This window comes from Blautia sp. St.27G3 (genome assembly GCF_059728505.1).
Map to the genome: position 1 here is coordinate 817,165 of NZ_BAAGFO010000002.1, position 19,317 is coordinate 836,481.

The 19,317-nt window shown below is 46.7% G+C and carries 16 protein-coding genes; 2 read left to right on the plus strand and 14 right to left on the minus strand.

All coding sequences use genetic code 11. The features are described from left to right. Nucleotides 1-29: 29 nt before the first annotated feature. The 4 genes from AC6I2O_RS13370 to AC6I2O_RS13385 form a co-directional block, all read right to left on the minus strand. Nucleotides 30-839, minus strand: coding sequence for a hypothetical protein (locus tag AC6I2O_RS13370; protein ID WP_497742909.1), 810 nt, complete (start codon nucleotides 837-839; stop codon nucleotides 30-32). 100 nt (nucleotides 840-939) lie between these two features. Continuing rightward, complete coding sequence (locus tag AC6I2O_RS13375) at nucleotides 940-2,361, minus strand: glycoside hydrolase family 32 protein (RefSeq protein WP_497742910.1); 1,422 nt, start codon at nucleotides 2,359-2,361, stop codon at nucleotides 940-942. Between the two features lie 60 nt (nucleotides 2,362-2,421). Further along, nucleotides 2,422-3,255, minus strand: coding sequence for a carbohydrate ABC transporter permease (locus AC6I2O_RS13380; protein ID WP_120391961.1), 834 nt, complete (start codon nucleotides 3,253-3,255; stop codon nucleotides 2,422-2,424). Between the two features lie 22 nt (nucleotides 3,256-3,277). Further along, nucleotides 3,278-4,156: a carbohydrate ABC transporter permease gene (locus AC6I2O_RS13385; protein WP_120391962.1), complete on the minus strand. Its 879-nt coding sequence runs from the start codon at nucleotides 4,154-4,156 to the stop codon at nucleotides 3,278-3,280. Nucleotides 4,157-4,449: 293 nt separating this feature from the next. Here AC6I2O_RS13385 and AC6I2O_RS13390 point away from each other — a divergent pair, with 293 nt between their 5' ends. Beyond that, nucleotides 4,450-5,778 carry an ABC transporter substrate-binding protein gene (locus AC6I2O_RS13390; protein ID WP_497742912.1) on the plus strand — a complete coding sequence of 443 codons (1,329 nt, stop codon included), beginning with the start codon at nucleotides 4,450-4,452 and terminating at the stop codon, nucleotides 5,776-5,778. A 3-nt stretch (nucleotides 5,779-5,781) separates the two neighbouring features. Continuing rightward, on the plus strand, nucleotides 5,782-7,254 hold the full coding sequence (locus AC6I2O_RS13395; RefSeq protein ID WP_497742913.1) for a beta-fructofuranosidase: 1,473 nt from the start codon (nucleotides 5,782-5,784) through the stop codon (nucleotides 7,252-7,254). 112 nt (nucleotides 7,255-7,366) lie between these two features. Here AC6I2O_RS13395 and AC6I2O_RS13400 read toward each other — a convergent pair whose 3' ends face one another. From AC6I2O_RS13400 to AC6I2O_RS13445, 10 genes are all read right to left on the minus strand, one after another. Continuing rightward, nucleotides 7,367-8,863, minus strand: a complete 1,497-nt coding sequence (locus AC6I2O_RS13400; protein WP_497742914.1) for a response regulator transcription factor — start codon at nucleotides 8,861-8,863, stop codon at nucleotides 7,367-7,369. Nucleotides 8,864-8,867: 4 nt separating this feature from the next. Next, nucleotides 8,868-10,607, minus strand: coding sequence for a sensor histidine kinase (locus tag AC6I2O_RS13405; RefSeq protein WP_497742916.1), 1,740 nt, complete (start codon nucleotides 10,605-10,607; stop codon nucleotides 8,868-8,870). Nucleotides 10,608-10,643: 36 nt separating this feature from the next. Further along, on the minus strand, nucleotides 10,644-11,804 hold the full coding sequence (locus AC6I2O_RS13410) for a pyridoxal phosphate-dependent aminotransferase (RefSeq protein ID WP_497742917.1): 1,161 nt from the start codon (nucleotides 11,802-11,804) through the stop codon (nucleotides 10,644-10,646). A 251-nt stretch (nucleotides 11,805-12,055) separates the two neighbouring features. Further along, the gene (locus AC6I2O_RS13415; RefSeq protein ID WP_497742918.1) at nucleotides 12,056-13,006 is read right to left on the minus strand and encodes a sugar kinase; all 951 of its coding nucleotides are present in this window, start codon (nucleotides 13,004-13,006) and stop codon (nucleotides 12,056-12,058) included. Between the two features lie 20 nt (nucleotides 13,007-13,026). Continuing rightward, nucleotides 13,027-13,668 carry a bifunctional 4-hydroxy-2-oxoglutarate aldolase/2-dehydro-3-deoxy-phosphogluconate aldolase gene (locus AC6I2O_RS13420; RefSeq protein ID WP_120391969.1) on the minus strand — a complete coding sequence of 214 codons (642 nt, stop codon included), beginning with the start codon at nucleotides 13,666-13,668 and terminating at the stop codon, nucleotides 13,027-13,029. Further along, on the minus strand, nucleotides 13,661-14,593 hold the full coding sequence (locus AC6I2O_RS13425; RefSeq protein WP_497742919.1) for an acetamidase/formamidase family protein: 933 nt from the start codon (nucleotides 14,591-14,593) through the stop codon (nucleotides 13,661-13,663). The genes AC6I2O_RS13420 and AC6I2O_RS13425 overlap by 8 nt, the downstream gene beginning before the upstream one ends. A gap of 21 nt (nucleotides 14,594-14,614) precedes the next feature. Beyond that, the gene (locus AC6I2O_RS13430) at nucleotides 14,615-15,667 is read right to left on the minus strand and encodes an Ldh family oxidoreductase (protein ID WP_497742921.1); all 1,053 of its coding nucleotides are present in this window, start codon (nucleotides 15,665-15,667) and stop codon (nucleotides 14,615-14,617) included. 14 nt (nucleotides 15,668-15,681) lie between these two features. After that, the gene (locus AC6I2O_RS13435) at nucleotides 15,682-16,638 is read right to left on the minus strand and encodes an ABC transporter permease (protein WP_497742923.1); all 957 of its coding nucleotides are present in this window, start codon (nucleotides 16,636-16,638) and stop codon (nucleotides 15,682-15,684) included. A 1-nt stretch (nucleotide 16,639) separates the two neighbouring features. Next, nucleotides 16,640-18,133: a sugar ABC transporter ATP-binding protein gene (locus tag AC6I2O_RS13440; protein ID WP_497742925.1), complete on the minus strand. Its 1,494-nt coding sequence runs from the start codon at nucleotides 18,131-18,133 to the stop codon at nucleotides 16,640-16,642. A 37-nt stretch (nucleotides 18,134-18,170) separates the two neighbouring features. Further along, the gene (locus AC6I2O_RS13445) at nucleotides 18,171-19,232 is read right to left on the minus strand and encodes a substrate-binding domain-containing protein (RefSeq protein WP_497742926.1); all 1,062 of its coding nucleotides are present in this window, start codon (nucleotides 19,230-19,232) and stop codon (nucleotides 18,171-18,173) included. Nucleotides 19,233-19,317: the final 85 nt, after the last annotated feature.

Sequence of the window (19,317 nt, forward strand, 5' to 3'; positions counted from 1 at the left end):
TTTCTTTGATTCTCCATCTCCCGGCAGATTTATTCTTTTCCAGTCACCTGGTTCCACGAAAACTGCTTCAGGTTCTGTGTGAACTCATCCGTTTTGGCAAAATATTCGTCCTGTGAAATTTCGACCGAACTGTCGTCCCCGGTTTTATGGTAACATACGCCATCCCGCATTCCGTATTCCTCGATCTGCTGCGGCTGCGTTCCCTGCGCCGGCAGCGTATAATAGCACACGCTGTTTGTCGCCGCTCCACTGCTGCCATATACGGCAAAGCTGTTATCTTCGTATACGTTCAGATTCGAACGGTAACCCAGAGTACTGACCTCAAAAACAGGAACCACGTTCTCTCCGTCATTCGTAAACATGTCATAAAGTACGACGCTGTCTCTATTTACGCCTCCCCCGATAAAAAACTCCGGAATGTCGTCCTGATTGATATCAAAAATCGTGTAATACACATCAAAATGCATATCATCCTCAACAAAACGTGCATTATTCAGCAGCTCAATATTTACAAATTCACCCTTCGCACTCCAGTCGCCAGAATCAAAAAGATCTGCGTACATATTGTTTGCCTCTGCTTCCCGGTACTGTGCAACCACCGGCCAGTATACAGAATCCTCTGTAATCTCTGCCGTTCCTCCTGCATTCTGCTGCTCTGTTTTTGTTCCCACCTGCTCCGTTTCCTGCGCCGGCTGCTCTGTTTCCTGTACCTGCTCCATGATTCCTACCATCTGCACCTCAGCAGCCTTACTTTCTCCTGTGCCGTAAGCTCCTGCTGCCACCGCAACGCCAGCAGCCATCATCACAGCTCCAATCCAAAATTCTGCCTTTCTCCTCATCCTTTTCCCCCTCTATTTTTCTCCAATCTGACGCAAGGCCATTTTTACAGTTATTTTATCACAGAATCCAGGCAAAAACTCAAAGGAATTATTAATTCTTTTATTCTATTTTCGTAATTTCCAACCATGTAAACGGTTCCCGGACAAAATACAGCATTGTCCCGGCTACTCCTCCATCCCCGTAAAAGAATTCCACACTCGTAACGTCAAGCAACAGCTCAAATTTTTGTTCATTTTCGCGAAATGGATACTCTATCCTGCAAATTTCCCCAAATTCTTTTCCGGCGCTCTCTGCCAAACACCCCGTCCTGTCCATTGAAATGATCTTGTTTTGTACATCAATTCTGATTTCCAGCCGCTGCGATCTATGACACAATGTCAGTTTCCAACCATTCACATGATTACAGCAGAACCTCAGCCTGACTGCTTCTCCACTCAATTCAAGCCTTTTTTCGCCATCCAAAAAAACAGTTCTCCCGGCAATCATCCTGCATTCCTTCACCGGCAACTGAAATAACCGCCATCCATCAGCTGTTTTTCTCAGCTTCAGTTCCCGCGGAATTGTCATCACCCCGCGGAAACCACATTCCGGAAGTTTCTGTGCATAAGCCCAGCAATTCATCCACCCTTGTACGATCCGACGGCCGTCCGTCTGTCCGTAAGTCACCGCCGCATAATAATCTCTTCCAAAATCAAGACGCATCGGCTTCTTCTGTTCTTCCGGCACAAAAGAATGTCCATCGAAATCCCCAACAAAATACAGGACGGCTGTATATCGGTAATCCAGCGTATTGGCGCTCAGCAGCATCACCCACCGTTTTTCGCCGTCCTCCGTTTCCATCTCAAAAAGATCCGGACATTCCCATATTTCATGTTCCCGTCCGCCCGTAATCGTGAAATCAGACAGATACTCCCATCTTTTCAGATTCGCTGACCGAAAAACCTTCACACACTGCCCTGCAACAACCACCATAATCCAGCACCTTTCTGGCTGGTACCAGAAAACCTTCGGATCACGAAAATCCTGCAAACCTAAATCCAGCACCGGGTTTCCTTTATATTTTTCAAATGTCACTCCTCCATCCAGGCTGTATGCCAGACTCTGTCTCTGCAAGAAACTTCCATTCTTTTCATAATGATGTGTAAACACAGCCACCCACGGAGCTTCCCCCTCCTCTCCAAATCCCGATGTGCGTTCCGTATCACACACGATACTTCCGGAAAAAATCTCGCCGAGTTCATCCGGATAAAGTGCAATCGGAAGTACCTCCCACTGCAACAGGTTCTTCGACCTCGCATGCCCCCAGTGCATCGGGCCATGCACCGGACCATTCGGATAGTGCTGATAATACATATGAAAAAAACCTTCTGCATAAATCAGCCCGTTTGGATCATTGATCCACCCGCCCGGACTTGTAAAATGCCAGTAAGGACGATACCTTTCATAACGCTGCTCCAATTCCCTTTCCCTTTGCACGATCTGTACTGCGCTTTGCGTTTGGTTCTTTTCCATCTGCCTCATTTTCCATATTCTCCTGCTCTTTTCTCTTTGTAATTCCTTGACTGATTGTTCCTTAATCCGTTATTCCTTGATTGCCCCGGCAGCCATGCCCGCTGTCAGCTGTTTTCCAAAGGCAAAACAGACAACCAGAATCGGCAGGAGCACCAGAGAAATTGCGGCAAATGTGCTGCCCCAGTCCACGGCTCCCTTCTCGCCCACAAAATCATACAATCCAACTGGAATTGTTTTCAGCGCATTGTTACTGATAAATGTATTGGCAAAAATAAATTCATTCCAGGTAAAAACAGCGTTCATGGTAACAATCGTCGCAATCGTATTGCGCGACATCGGCAGCATGATCGCCAAAAAACTTTTTTGCACAGACGCGCCGTCTATGACTGCCGCCTCCATCAGTTCATCTGGAATAAAACGATAAAATGCCGTAAACAGATAAATCGACATGGGGAGATTAAAACCGATCTGAGGCAGAATCAACGAAATATGCGTATTCAGAATCCCTGTTTCCCTATAAATCTGAAAAAGCGGAATCAGCGTTACGTGAATCGGAATTGTAATTCCTGCCATGAAAAAAGCGAGAACCAGTTCCTGTCCCTTAAACCGCAGCTTTTGCAACGCAAACGCACTGGTAGAAGACAAAACAATCAACAGAAAAATCGTCACCATTGTGACAAACACACTGTTTTTAAAATATGTAAGCAGATTTGACTCTTCCAGCACTTTCACATAATTATCCAGACAGAATGACTTTGGCAGCGCAACCGAGCTGCCCCACCGGATTTCCTCCTGCGTTTTCAGACTCGTAAGGAAGGTCCAGACTACCGGATAACATTCTATGATAAGGACAATACATGCTGTACAATACAGCGCAAACGTTTTTGTTTTTTTCTTTCTCATAATCAACCTCCTTTTCCGGAACCTATTCCTGATTTCTCTTTAAAATAAACTGTAAAACAGATACGAACACAATACATTCCAAAGCGATCACGACCGCGATTGCACTGCCATATCCATACTTTGCACTGCTAAATGCGGTCTTATACATATAGGTAGCCACCAGCTCCGTTGCATCCCCCGGCCCTCCGTAGGTTGTAATATACGGAATATCAAAAGCTTTCAGCAATCCGTTTACAGCCATAATCAACGCAGCCCCGAGAACATTTTTCAGATACGGCATTTTTATTTTCCAGAACATCACCCAGCCTCTGGCGCCATCCATTTTGGCAGACTCGATCACGGAAGAAGGAATCGAGATCAGCCCCGCATATAAAATGACAAGATAAATTCCCATATTTTTGTAACATTCAATCAGCGCTACACTGCCAAGCGCCGTATCCATATTTCCAAGCCAGACTCTCTGAAATTCGCCCAGTCCTATCGCCTGTAAAATCAGGTTAAACAATCCCGGCGGGTCCAATGCATAAAAATTTTTAAACGCCTGACAGACTGCCACGCCAGACAAAACCGCCGGTGCAAAATACAGTGTTTTAAAAAACGTATTGCCTCGCTTGATATGTGACAGCAAAAGCGCCAGGACAAGCGCGACTCCCAACTGCCCGATCAGATTCACAATTAAATAAATACCATTATGAAAAAACGCCGACGCAAAATACGGGTCCTTCATTAGATTTGTGAAATTTTCCAATCCGACAAACCTCATTTTTCCGATTCCATTCCAATGAAAAAGACTGTAATAGCCGGACCACAGAATCGGCAGAATCACCGTTGCACTGAAAATAATAATTGACGGCAGCAAAAAAAGTGTGATTGTTTTTTTGTTGCGAAGCATTCGATCCATAAAAATCCCTCCTGTATTTTTCTGTTTTTTTATTATAGCAAAGGGATTTTCGCAATTATATTCTAAATACTTTGTTTTATGTCAGCAATATTTAGAAGATTTCCGATAATTTTTATGACAGATACAAGACATCTGCATATTCAAACAATAACGCAAAAAACCCAAAAATAACTCTATTTACTTCGGAGATGTCCACAGATATACTTGAATTATCTTCAGGAGCTCCTAAGTTACGAAATTTGAATTTTGCAAGACAGTTTATTACAAACACAGTAAAAAGGAGGGTAACACATATGAACCGAAATTTGAAGAAAATCGCTGCACTTCTGATGAGCGCAGCCTGTACCTTTACAACAGCCGGAGCGCTCGCCTGCAATGTATCTGCAGCGGAAGAACATCCGGAAAAACACGTTACCTATCTTACCGTATTTACGCCGCAGCATTCCTGCTACATGAATATGGAAGACGTTGTGAAAAAGTATCAAGAAGAAGTCAATCCAAACTTTACGGTAGACTTTCAGTATGTACCGGACCGTGCCGCCTATCTGCAAAAGCTGAAAATATTGATTTCCAGCAACGACGTACCTGATATGTGGAATATTGATACCGATCCGTATGCCATTCAGCTTTTAAATGAAGGCTACGTGCAGGAACTGACACCTACCATTGAAAAATATAATTTACAGGATGTATTTCAGGAAGCGCCTCTTGCATGGGGCCGCACCCGTGACGGCGCTCAGCTCGGTATTCCGAATGATTTCCAGATCGAAGTATTCTGGTACAACACAGAGCTTTTTGAGCAGGCCGGTGTGGAACCGCCGGAGACATGGGATGAATTCATGTCTGTCTGTGCCACACTGAAAGAAAAGGGAATCGTACCGATCGCCACCTCCGGTGTAGAATCTCCGGTACTGCTCCGTCTCCCGCTGCTGATTACTTATTGCTACGGCGGAAATGATTTTCTGCTTGATCTGGCAAGAGGAAAACAGAAAATGAACAGTGAAATCGGTCTGAAAGCAGCACAGTTCCTCGCTGATCTCGGTACAAACGGATATTTCCAGGAAAGCTTTGCCAGCGACGATTACACGACCAGTCGCGACTACTTCCTGGCCGGAAAATCCGCCATGTACTTTATCGGCACCGGCGATTTCGCAAAATTTGTTGCAGATGATCTGAGCGACGACGTAAAGGGCAAAATTGACTACTTCAAGATTCCGAAGGCAAATGAAGGTGAAACGCAGGTAGGCAATCTGGCCTTCATCTCAAATTCTTCAACTCCAATCGGTTTCTCCGCGCAGTCCTTTGACGAAGAAATGGAATCCTTTATTAATTTCTATGCGCACAACATCGGCAAAGCCTGTGAAGGCCGTTCCTTCCCGTGTGTCGCAGACGGAAAAGCGCCGTTTGACAACGAGCTGGCAAACAAAGTAGTAGCTGATATGGGAACTGCAGATGGCGTCATCAATCTTCCGGACCTGGAGCTTGATCCTACCACAAACGAACTGCTCGGAAGCCAGGCCGTCTCCCTCTGCCTCGGTGCCATTACTCCGGAAGAATTCGCAGACGCCATTGACGCCTCTATTGAAGCGAACGCTGCCGATTACTTCGGAGCTGACGAATAAATCATGTACCACATTTTTTATAAACCGGACACTTCCTGGGCGGGCGATATTATCCCTTATTTTGAAAACGGGACGTTCTATCTTTATTATTTAAATGAACGGAGAATCAACGGCATTCCGGCGGAAAAAACCACCTGGGATCTCGTTCTTACAAAAGATTTCTTTCATTATGAAAACAAGGGAACGGTTCTTCCCACGGGAAATGAAACAGATGCGGACCGAAGCTGCTATACGGGCTCGGTGATTACCGGCAAAGACGGAACATATCACCTGTTTTATACGGCTCAAAATTCCGCCCATCCTGCTTTTATGCAGGATGGGCGTCCGCTTCAGTACATTGCACATGCAATCGGAAACGATCTCATTCACTGGCAAAAGGATACTGCTTTTCTGATGCAGGCCTGTCAGGGCTATGATGTGTTTGACTGGAGAGATCCCTTCGTCTTTTACTGGAAAGAACGTGAATGCTATCTGATGCTGCTGGCAGCGCGGCTCACAAACGGCAGCCTGCGCAGAAGCGGCTGCCTGGCCTCCATGGAATCCCGCGATCTGCTTCACTGGACTCCCGGAAAAACCTTCTATGCTCCGGGCCTTTATATGACACACGAATGCCCGGACTGTTTTCAGTATAGAGACTGGTGGTATCTGATTTTTTCAACTTTTTCTGAAAAATATACCACCCATTACTGCATAAGCCGTTCTCCCGATGGTCCCTGGCTCACACCGGCAAACGACACCTTTGACGGCCGCGCCTTTTATGGCGCCAAGACAGCCGGAAATAATAAAGACCGTTTCATCTTCGGATGGATTCCCACCAAATCCGGTGAAAACGATTTCGGCAAATGGGAATGGGCCGGCAATCTTGCCGTACATCAGCTACACCAGGAAGACGACGGCACACTATCCGTCAGGCCACCGCGTACACTGCTGGAACATTTCTGCATACCGTTTCCACTGTGTCCGGCAAGGACATCCGGCGGCACAGACATCACACGCTGTGCACTTCAGATAGACGGCGCTGAAAAATTTTCTTCCGTTTTTTTTGACCTGCTTCCACGCTGCTGCCGTATAACCGGAGCGCTTTCCTTTTCTTCTGGAACCGTTTCCTTCGGCCTCCAGCTGCACACAGACGTTACCGGTGACTGCGGATATTTCTATCGCCTGGAACCTCTGTATCAGCGCGTCGTTTTTGACCAGTGGCCAAGAAGTACTCTGACCGAACCGGTCATTCCGAATCACTTTGAAAATGACCGTCCCTTCGACGCCGGTCTGGAACGCCCGGTGGCACTGCTGCCCAATCAGCCGCTTTCGTTTACGCTTCTCGTTGATACCGATATCTGTATTCTGTACCTTGGCGAAAAAACGGCGCTTACCGCAAGATGTTACCAGCTGCATCAAACGCACTGGGGCTTCTTTGCACACGGAGGAAAGCTGACTGTGACAAACCTTTCCTGTATGCTTCCCGAAAAAATATAAAAGCGCTTTTCGCGCACTCCCGCGCTATAATACCGGGCAGTACCGTTTTTATTCCGCCTGCACAGGCTAATAAAGGAGCTGACACACCATAACATTCGTGTCAGCTCCTTGGCTATTTTTTATTTCTGTATTCCACAGCCGTCATTCCCGCTTTCTTCTTAAACACCTGACAGAAATATCTCTGATCCGGATACCCGACTGCCTTTGCAATTTCAAATATTTTCAGATACGTCGTTTTCAGGAGATGCTTCGCCTCCACGATTCTGCGTTCTGTAATATAATCAAACAGATTGCTCCCTGTTGCTTTCTTAAAAACATGGCTTAAATAAGCCGGATTCATATTCACAGACTCTGCCACTGTTGTCAGCGTAATCGGCTCGCCCAGATGCTCCTCCACATACGTTTTGCACCTGTGCACCATCCGCTGCTGATAATAAGACTGATGCATTTGCAACCGTCGGTTCACCAGTTCATAAAAGGAAAGTATTTTGTTTTTTATGGTCTCTAAATTTAAAAGATCTGAAGACTTCCGAAAGTAATCTGAATCATCCTGCCCCTGCTCAGAAAGTAAAATTTCCGGATACTCTTTCTGATAATAGTATTTTAAACTGTAGTACAGTTCCAGGCAAAGACCCCTGATCTGATTCGGTGTATAGCCGGATTCTGCAGCTCCCTGAAAAAAATCCAAAATCACCCGTTCTGCTTCCCGGCTCGAATCCGTGCACAGAATTTCCCTGGTTACAGATGGAATCATATCTTTTTGTTGAAAATTCCTTTCCCTGCCTCCACACTCTTCCTGGTAACCACAGAAAAACTCATGCATTTCCACCCGGTCGGCCGCCTCTGTATAAGCATTTTCAATCTGCTCTGTGCCACACACGCCCCTGCTCTGCGCCCAGTACAGTTTTTGTGGCACTTCCTCCGCCAGAAGTTTCAGATGTTCCGCCAAAGAACGCTGCCTTCCCTGCGTCTCTCTTTCATTTTCCCCCGCGACAAGAATAACCAGTTCTTTGCGGTTTTTCAGCACAATATACTCCTGCTCTTCCGTCATTTCTTCAGACAAAATCGACACAATTTTATCGCCAATCTCTGTTGCCAGATCGCGTGCATAATGAAGTACTGTCACACAAAAACGCTGTGTTTCCCGAAAGAAACTCTCTTCCGGCTTTTTTCCATCTAAAATAGCTTCCAGCCATTCCCGCCTTCTGACACTGTCCGGATTCTGAGCTGCCTTCATCTGCTCTATCTGTTTTTGTGCCTTGCAGATCGACGCTTCGATTTCGCATAGATTGACCGGCTTAATCAGATAATCAACTGCCTTCATCTGCAATGCCTTTTTTGCATATTCAAACTCGGTATATCCGCTGAATATAATAAATGCGCACGGATGTTCCGACTCCATCTGCTCCATCACTTCCAGCCCGCTTTTTTTCGGCATCCGTATATCTGTCAGAATAATGTCCGGCTGAAGCCTGTTTATCTTTTCCATCGCCTCCTCCCCATCCTGGGCATAACCGACTACCTCCGATTGCAACTTTTCCCAGTCGATGCTTCGAAGCATCCCATTAATCACCTTAAACTCATCATCTGCCAAAAATATTCTGTACATCGTTTCATTGCTCCTCTTCCCATACCTTCAGCCTGAGCAAAATGCGGCATCCTGCCGAAACCTCCGGATCCATAAAGATTCCGCAGTCCTCGCCATAGCAAAGCTTTATCCGCTCTTCCACATTTTTCAGCGCATACCCGTTTTGGAGCGCTTTTTCAAAAGTTCCGGAAAATCCCTGACCGTCATCCTCCACAGCTATGTTCAGGCAGGCGCCGTCCTGTTTTGCCGTCACCCGAATCGTACCTGCCATCCCATTCTCCGCCAATCCATGCAAAACAGAATTTTCCACAAGCGGCTGTATGATAAATTTCAGAATTTTTACCTTTTTTAATTCTTCCGGAACGTCAATCTCTGTCCGCAATGCACTTCCAAAACGCATTTTCTGAATCTCCAGATAATTTGTTACCAGATCCAGCTCTTTTCCCAGTTCTATGAATTTTTCTCCTTTGTTCAGGCTGAGCTTAAACACATTGGAAAGCGCAACTACCATTTCTCCAATCTCCTGCGCATGATATTCCTGCGCCATCCAGAAAATGGAATCCAGCGTATTATACAGAAAATGCGGATTGATCTGTGCCTGTAACGCCATAAGCTCCGCTTCCTTTTCCTTGTACATGGACTGGTACAGGTTCTGCATCAGCCTGTGATTTTCCGAAACCACCCGGACCAGCTCATTTCCAACCATGCCGACTTCATCTCTTGAGGAGAACGTCACTTCTGTACCTGTATCTCCCTGCCGCAGCGCCTCCACGTAATTCCTCAGCTTTTTCAGCGTTCTCGTCATACCGTGACTGAAGAAGCACATCAGCAGAACGCCGGCCAGAAAACAGCCCGCCGCAATGGAAAAAAAGAGTCGGCTTGACCCCATTCGCTCCGCCTGAAATTCTTTATAAGGCACGACACTTGTAATCTGCCAGCTGGAAAACCGGTTTTCGATATGACGGACATACACTTTTTTCGAAATATCCACAATGCCATCCGAACGGATCAGCCTTCTGTTCTGTTCCTGCGTCAGGGAGGAGAGGAACTCATCTTCCGAAGGGGAATACTCAAAAATAATCTGATCATTCTGTGAAATCAGGATCTTCGCATTAAAGTCAACCTGCTGATCCGAAAATATCTGTGAAAAAGGGGATTCTCCAATTCCAACCAGTAAAATTCCGATTGGCCTGGGATTGTTCATGTTCAGAATCGACTTCGCATAAATCAAAAGATTATCGGTAAAACCCGGAATCTCATTTCCCTTATACCAGACGCCTTTTCCCTTTTGCTCAGTCAATTCGCGATACCAGTCGTTTTCGATCATCGCCTCATAGCTTTCAATCGCCTCGGAAGCAATACTGCTTCGATATTTGTTCACTGAAGTATACTGATTGCCCAAATAGACTGTTTCAAAAAAGTCTTTATTATTCGTTACATTAATCAGAAGATTTTTTACCGCCAGCTCTTTCTCCCGGTATTCCAGCTTATACCTTTCCGGATCTTTCTCCAGCAAGAGCGCCTGAGTGGATCGGTTTGTTGTAATCAAACTAGCCGTGCTTTCCACGTCGCGGATAATATAATCAATATTTTTATCAATCAGTCCAAGTGCCGCATCTGTCATCTGCTCCAGTTTCAGATTAACTGCTTCTCCATAATTTCTCGATGCAAAGCTGGCAAAAATCACCAGAGGAAACAGAAAGGTAACCGACGCCAGAATCACAAATCTCCCACCAAGCGTTAAATAAATTCCATTTTTTTTCATATACTTTTTCCCTTTACCAGGGTATCTGCAATATTACTATTTTCGTAATTTCCAGATCCCCGACAACCGGTCTAACGCCTCTGTCAAAGTCTGATCCTGCTTTGCAAAATGCAGCCGGATCAGATGGTTCACATCCTCCCGGAAAAAGCTTGAGCCCGGAACGGCCCCTACGCCCACCTCTTTTGCAAGATCCACACAGAATTCCTCATCATCCACATAGCCAAATTCACGGATATCTACGAGAACATAGTATGCCCCCTGCGGCTTCGTAAAGGTCAGCCCGATGTTTTCCAGCCCTCCCGTAAACAGCTCCCGCATATGCGTATATTTGTCCTGCAACCACTCATAATAGGAATCCCCAAACTGTAGCCCAACAACCGCTGCTTCCATCAACGGCGCCGCCGCTCCTACTGTCAGGAAGTCATGAACCTTTTTCACCCGGTCGATCACTTCAGGACAAGCAATCACATAGCCAAGGCGCCAGCCTGTAATTGAATATGTTTTAGAGAGCGAATTGCACATGATTGTACGCTCTCTCATCCCTGGCAGTGTCGCCATATACACGTGCTCATACGGCTTGTACAAGATATGTTCATACACCTCGTCGGTGATCACAAACACGTCGTATCGAATCGCCAGGTCTGCAATTACTGAAAGCTCCTCCCTTGTAAACACTCTGCCGCAGGGGTTCGACGGATTGCAAAGAATCATTGCCTTAACCCCCGGCTGCTTCATCGCTTCCTCCAGTTCATTCGCATCAAATGTAAAGGCTGGCGGCTTTAGCGGAACGTAAATAGGGTCTGCTCCGCTCAAGATCGCATCCGCTCCATAGTTCTCATAAAACGGTGAAAATACAACTACCTTATCCCCCGGGTTGCACACAGACATCATAGCGGCCATCATCGCCTCCGTGCTTCCGCATGTCACCACGATCTCAGTCTCCGGATCTACCTTCATCCCGGAAAAATGCTCCTGCTTTTTCGCAAGCGCTTCACGAAAATTCTGTGCGCCCCATGTCAGAGCATACTGATGCGGTCCCTCTGCCGCCACTTGCGCCAGCCGGTCCGTCATCTCTTTGGGTGGTGCAAAATCCGGAAACCCCTGCGATAAGTTCACAGCCTCATACTCATCGGATACTCTTGTCATTCTTCGGATCACGGAATCTGTAAATACTTCAGTTCTCTTTGATAGTCTCATATGTTTTATGTCTCCTTTAAAATTTCTTCAATTGCCCTGCGAACCCTTGAATTTATGTGTCTCTATCTTTCCGTTTTTATCATAGCACAGGATATTTAAAGTATAAAGTTTCTTTTGGTCATTCATCAAAAAAGCGCCTGTCATTCTCGACAAACGCTCTGCGCCAAACTTTCAGTTTCTAACTTCTAACAACCTTCTTTGCTTTTCTTTATCTCCCGGTTTTCTACTTTTTTTCTCTCATATCTTCAGGCTCACTTTAAAAAAGTCCGCAGTTTCTCTTTGCATGGCAGCCCGTCGTTATCTCCCGGACTGGAGATTATAATTGCTCCCATTGCATTGCCTCTGCGCACAGCTTCCTCCAAAGAGGTGCCTTCCAGAATCCCACTGATCACACCAGCAGCAAACGCATCCCCTGCACCTACCGTATCCACGATATCGTCTGTATGAAATCCACGGATTGTCCTGTAATTTTCCGGTTCAAGCAGACATGCACCTGCTGCTCCAAGCTTGATGATCACTGTTTTCACGCCCCTGTCAAAATAAAACTGCGCAATCTTCCCGATCTCCTGCTCTCCTGTCAGTATTTTGGCCTCTCCAAGTCCTGGCATAACAATATCACTTTGAAATGCAAAGCCATTGACCGTTTCGATCATCTCTGCCTCCGTTCTCCAAAGCGCTGGTCTGAGATTTGGATCAAAAGTAATCCGCATCCCTTTTTTCTTTGCAAGATGCACCGCCTCCTGCAAAGCTTCCCGCATGGATGCGGAGACTCCTGCCGAAATTCCTGTGATATGTAAAATTTTGCCTTCCTCAAATCCGGTTCTGACATCTACACAATGATAAGTGGAAGCCGCGGAATCCTTTCTGTAATAAAAAATGTCCGGGTCCCCTTCCTCCACCCGTGCTTTCAGATAAGAACCGGTCAGGCGTGTCTCATCCCATAAAATATGTCCGGTCCCGACACCTTCTCTGTTTAAAAAATCAAAAATCATTTGACCATACGGATCTCTTCCGAGCTTAGCAAGATAACTGACTTTATGACCAAGCCTGGCCAAACCTACGGCAACATTCAATTCAGCTCCCGCAGCCGCGCGCCTGTATCGTTTCGCACTTCTGAGATCTCCCAGTTCTTCTGCAATGTATACAGCCATCGGTTCTCCAAGTGTTATCACCTCTGTACTGTACTTTTTTTCTTTTGTCATGCCAGATTTTTCCATCTCATTTACACCTCTTGCCGTGCCCTTCCTTCACTTTGTATCTTTCGTATTTCTTCAGAAACAATGGACTTACCCTCTCGGCCAACGCTTCCTTCCTGAATCAGCCAGCTTCCTCCGCAGGCCAGAACATTTCCCTGGGCTAAATATTGTTTTACATTTTCTGAATTGATTCCTCCTGTCGGAATGAAAACAGCTTCTGGAAATACCGCTGCAAAAGTCTTCAGAGCCTCAGTTCCCCCGCTTTGCTTTGCCGGAAAAAATTTAAGAACCCGGATTTTGCACTCCAATGCTTCCATAATCTCTGTGGCCGTAACACATCCCGGAATATAGGCAATCGCTCTTTTCTCGCATACTTCCGCCACTGCTTTGGAAAATCCAGGAGAGACAAGGAATCTGGCGCCGGCCGCTATAGCCTCCTCTGCCTGCGCCCCATTTAATACTGTCCCAGCACCAAGCTGCATCTCCGGGAACTGCTCCGCCACTGACCGGATAGCCTCAAGCGCTGCCTCCGTGCGCAGAGTAATCTCCATACTGCTGATTCCGCCTTCCAACAATGCTTCTGCCAATCCCGCCGCATGTTCCGGGTCTTGAATCGTGACAACCGGAAGCAGCTTTTCTTTTTTTAATACACTCCACAGTTTATTCATTTTTCCACATCCCTCCGCCACGTGCGACAGTCTCTTTTTTCATTTTTGCTACAACAGAATATGCGCTGTCTACCATATTTCCGATATACAGCCCAGCGTCCATTGTAATCGCCTGATACGCTTCTTCCGACGTCCATCCAAATTCCTGCATCCACTCAATCATCTCACAGCACGCGATTCTGGCTGCATCCTCCATCGGTCTTGCGCTGCCGATGCACATCATTTCCCGATCATTTTCTATTCTCGGCCATTTTATGTTTTTGCCCCGGACCACCTCTGCTGTCAGGGTTACTTTTGCTGCAATCTCAAGGGCTGTCCCGCACGCTTCTCCCTGCCCCTGTCTGGCGTGGCAGTCTCCGACATACAGGTAAGCCCCGTCCTTTTGAATCGGTAAATAGATTACATTTCCCGGTTTCACATCCGGAACATCCATATTTCCGCCCTGCGCAAACGGCGTCAGAGCAGAAACTGCCTCAATTGCCGGAGCCGTAGCAATCGTCCCAATAAACGGTTCATAAGAAAACCTCAGCCTGTCATTATACACGTATTCATCGCCCTCCAACCGATATAAAAAAACTTGATTTTTCAACGGTTCGTTCAAAATCCGTGTCGTATGGGTACCACCCAGCGCTCCAAAATGTCCCTGAATGCTGCTTACACCCCAGTCACGCAACGGCTCGATTCCATGAATCGTAACTTTCAGTGTATCGCCTGTTCTGGCACCATCAATATAAATCGGGCCGGTCAGCGGATTGAAGAAAGGAATCACTGTTTCCGGATTTTTATCCTCCCGGTCAAGCTTTCCTGCAAACGCATCCTCTGTCTCAATCTCCAGGACATCGCCTGATTTTACGTATGCAATCGGTTCTTCATACGGACTTATAACATACTTATACTCTGTCGTTTTAATCCTATGTTTTTTCATTGTGCCCTCCCTGCTGCAAAGTCATTTCTCCATCACGCAGCACTTTTCAAATTCAGACTCCGAGATCAGCTTTCTCAGCTCCATCTCCACATCCTCCGGGATCTCAACAAAAACAGAATTTTTCCGATAATTCGCCCATTCCATCTCTCCTGGCATCAAAATAGACGTATCGGCAGTTCTTGTGCGCGATGCTTTTATGTAACGCTCCAACTCTTCCGTTTTGTCATAAAATGCTTCCAGACCGGAAAGCTTCTCAATATCTATCGCAAAAAATCCATGGCTTGCCCTGTTCTTTTTATCCAACTCAAAACACCAGCTCGGGACATCCCTGCAGATCTTCCCTCCTGACAGAACTGAGGTCAAGACCTCAACCATCACAGAAAGCCCATAACCCTTATGCAGGCCAACTGGCTGAAGCGCACCTCCTTTTCCATACCACCCAGGCTCCGTCGTCGGATTTCCTTTATCGTCCAAAAGCCAGGTGTCGGGGATCTCTTTTCCCTCCATTTTCGCTTTGTTAATTTTCAGCGCAGCTGTTGCTGACAGTGCAATATCAAGAAACACAGTCTCCCCGTTTCTTCTCGGATATGCATAAGCAAACGGATTATTTCCAATCGTCATGCCGATTCCGCCCGGGACTGCCATATTCGGGTCTGTGTTGCTCATAGCCATTGCAAACATCCCCTGTCTGGCCGCCAGGTTTGCATAAATGCCTCCTGCCCCAAAATGGCAGCTGTTTCTGACGCAGCAGTACCCTGCTCCATATTTTTTTGCAAGTTCTATCGCAGTTTCCATCCCACGCACAGCCGCTACCATCCCCATACCATCGTCTGCGTCAAGTACCTTCGCTGCTTTGCTTTCATATACAACTTGCAGTTCCGGCCGCGGGTTTAAAGTACCGCATCTGATTTTTTGTACATAATTATTCAGGTTTTTTAATCCGTGTGAATGAATCCCCATCGCCTCTGCTTCCAGAAGAACATCCAGCGTAATTTCTGCATCCTCCGGCTGCATACCTTCTTTTCTGAGCGCCTCTGTCCCGAGATCTTTTATTTTTTTCCATTCCACTTTCATATCAGTCTCTCTCCTTATTTTTTCCTGGACGTCAGCGTCTGAAGCAAAACAGCCAGAATTATGATAATTCCCTTGATTACATCCTGCGGATAAGACGGCACTGCCATCAGGTTCATGATATTCCGGATCAGGGCCAGTACAAATACACCGATCACGGTTTTAAACACGTCGCCTTCGCCGCCCATCATATTAGCTCCGCCAATTACACAGGCCGCGATCGCATCCGATTCGATCGCCACACCTACTTGAGGCGTACCGATTCCGGTTCTGGAAACAGAAATAATTCCCGCCAGTGCAGAACATATGCCTGCAATGATATACGTTCCTGTCCGGTACCATTTTACACGGATTCCGGCCAGATACACCGCTGTATCGTTGCTTCCGACCGCCAGAATCATCCGCCCGAATGTCGTATAATGCTGGATAAACCAGAACACCAGTACAACGGCAATCGCCAGCCAAATCAATACCGGAAGCCCGAGAAAAATACCGGAAGCCAGCCCTTCCACTGTATTCGCCGGAGCCAGCACCGGATTACCATTTGAAATCATAAATGCCAGTCCTCTTACCATGATCTGAATCGCCAGAGTAACGATAAATGGCGCCATATTCAGCCAGGACACGAGTACGCCTGACAAAAGTCCAAACAGTCCTCCGAGAAGCAGCGGAATACCAACTGCTGCTGCCATTCCCATTTCATGCGTTGTAAGGCAAAACGTAACCATGACACTGGACAGCGCCATAACCGAACCGCTTGCCAGATCAATCCCACCCGTCATAATCACATACAGAAGCCCCATGGAAATCATCGTAAGTCCGGCCTGCTGCCTGCCGATATTCATCAAATTGTTTCCTGTCAGAAAATCCTCTGACAGAAAAACGCAAACGACCAGCAAGGCTGCAAATATGACATACATATTGTTGTGTTTGATAAAACTCCTTACATCCCATTTTCTTCCTGTCTTTTCCATGTCACGATACCCCCATCGCCAGCTGTATAAGCCTCTGTTCTGTGATCTCTTCTTTTTTCAGTTCTCCCGTAATCTTTCCGCAGCGCATAACCAGAATCCGGTCGCTGATATTCATAATCTCCTCCATCTCAGAAGAAACGACAACAATCCCGGTCCCTGCCCTGGCCAGCTCGTTGATAATACTGTAAATTTCCCGTTTGGCTCCAATATCAACGCCGCGCGTAGGTTCGTCCAGTATCACAACCTTGCAGCCTGCCACCAGCCATTTGGCCAGAGCCACTTTCTGCTGGTTTCCACCGCTCAGACTGTTCGCTGCATCCTCCAGGCTCCCATATTTCGTATGCAGATCTTTCAGTGCTTTTTGTGCAACTTCCTGCTCGCGTCTGTGGTTGTGAATCCCCCAAAAACTGAAGGTTTTAATATTTGACAGCGTCGTATTCCACCGAATCGGAAGCTTCAGAAGCACACCTTCCTTCTTGCGATCTTCCGGAAGCAGGCCAATGCCATGTTTGACCGCCTCCGAAGGATTTCGGATCTGTATCTTATTGCCTTCCAGCTGGATTTCGCCCTCCTGCAACACATCCGCGCCAAAGAGCGCCCGCATCGTTTCTGTCCTTCCTGCACCAACCAGCCCGTAAAATCCCAGAACCTCTCCTGCACGGACATGAAAACTGACGTCATCCACAAGTGATCCGGCTTTTAAGTGCTCTGCCCGCAGCACCTCTTGCCCGATATTTACCTCTCGTGGTGGGTAATAATTCTGCATGGTTCTTCCCACCATAAGATTGACCAGATCTTTTTTCTCCATCCCCCGCAGTTCATACGCGCCGACCAATGTCCCATCCTTTAAAATCGTCGCCCGGTCACAGATTTGAAAAACCTCTTCTAGCCTGTGTGAAATATAAATAATTCCCCAACCCTCGTCCCTCAGCTTCCGGATCACCTGGAACAGCTTTTCAATTTCATGAAAGGTAAGAACCGCCGTCGGTTCATCCAGTATCAGCACCCTTGCCTCTCTCGATAATGCTTTGCATATTTCTACAATCTGCTGGTATGCTACCGGCAGATCTCCTACCTTTGTCATAGGGTCAATGTTTTCAAAACCCATCTGTTTCAAAAGTGCTCCCGCTTTTTGGCACAGTGCTTTCCAGCAAATCAGCCCTTTTCTTTCTGACAGCCTGTCCAGAAAAATATTTTCTGCCACAGACAGCTGCGGCGCCAGAATAAATTCCTGATAAATCGTAGAAATCCCCAAATCCCTACTTCTTTTTGGGGAGGTTACAGATACCGTTTCACCATTTACCAGAATTTCTCCGGAATCCATAGACTCTGCACCGGACAAAATTTTCATTAATGTTGATTTCCCAGCTCCATTTTCACCGAGAAGAGCCCGCACTTCCCCCTGATACAAGTGAAAATCAATCCATTTCAGTGCTCTGATACCGCCGTAACTCTTTGTGATCTGTTTCATTTCTATCAATGGTTTATCCGTCATATCTGACCTCCCTGTTTTTCATTGCCTGAAACAGCACTTAAAAATCTGAATCCGGATCGTAGAACGCTTCTACATTATCAAACGTAACAACATTAGCCGGAGTCATCACAACCGCCTCATAATCTTCTGCCGTCTTTCCCTCCAAAACCACTTGTCCTGCGATTTCTACTGCAAGCGCCCCAACCTTTGCCGGGCTATTTTCACCAGAGCATCTGTACTGTCCACCCTTCATAATCTGTTCATAGCCTTCCTTCTGCCCATCGGCTGCACAGAAAATCTGAATCTGTTCTGTCTTTTCGGATGCTGTAATTGCCTTCTGCGCTCCCAAAGCCATATCATCGTTTTCACTGAGCAGACAGTTAATATCAGGATTTGCCACAAGAAGATCCTCCATGCCTGTCAGTCCTTCACTTGCAAGCCAGCTGCCATAAGCCTGCCCAAGGATCTCAAACTTCGCCTCTTCGTGCCGTGCTTTTCCGGTAGAAATTAGCGCGTCATCAAATTTTCTTGCCTCCTCGAAAGCATCTTCCTCACTTAATCCGAGTCGTGTCCCGATAATACCTGCAATCATTCCCTGACGCCGCTCAGTTCCTCCGGTATTGCCCTTTCCACCACTGAGCACAACGCTGCTGATCCAGTCCTCCCCGTAAAACTGAGGAATGTACTGACCTACCATATAAGCAGTTGTGATGTTATTGTTGTACACCGTTGTAATCACCTCCGCACTCGCGTCAATCGGTGCGTCTACTTCAATCACAGGAATTCCGGCCGCCACCGCCTGCTTCACCAGTGCAACGCCGCCAAGCGGATCTATCGCATCCAGCAAAATGACATCCATGTTCTGGGAAATCAGTGTCTCCATATTTTCCTGTTCTCTGGTCAGGTCACTGTTTGCATCGAGCACAACGCATTCCCAGTCCTTCTCTGCACACGCCTTTTCCACCCCAGTCGCAAGTGCTTTGTAAAAAGAACTACCTGTGGATTTAATCGCGAATCCAATTTTCACTGTATTCTCATTTGCGGATACCGATACGCTTCCAAAGATTGCTGCTGTCATCAACGCTGCTGCACTTACGCCTATCATTGTTCTTCTGTTCATTGTGTCCTCTCCTTCTCTCTTATGTTTACTGTGATATTTAACTGATATATCAGAAAAAGCATTTTTTATGGGTCTGTCACACAAA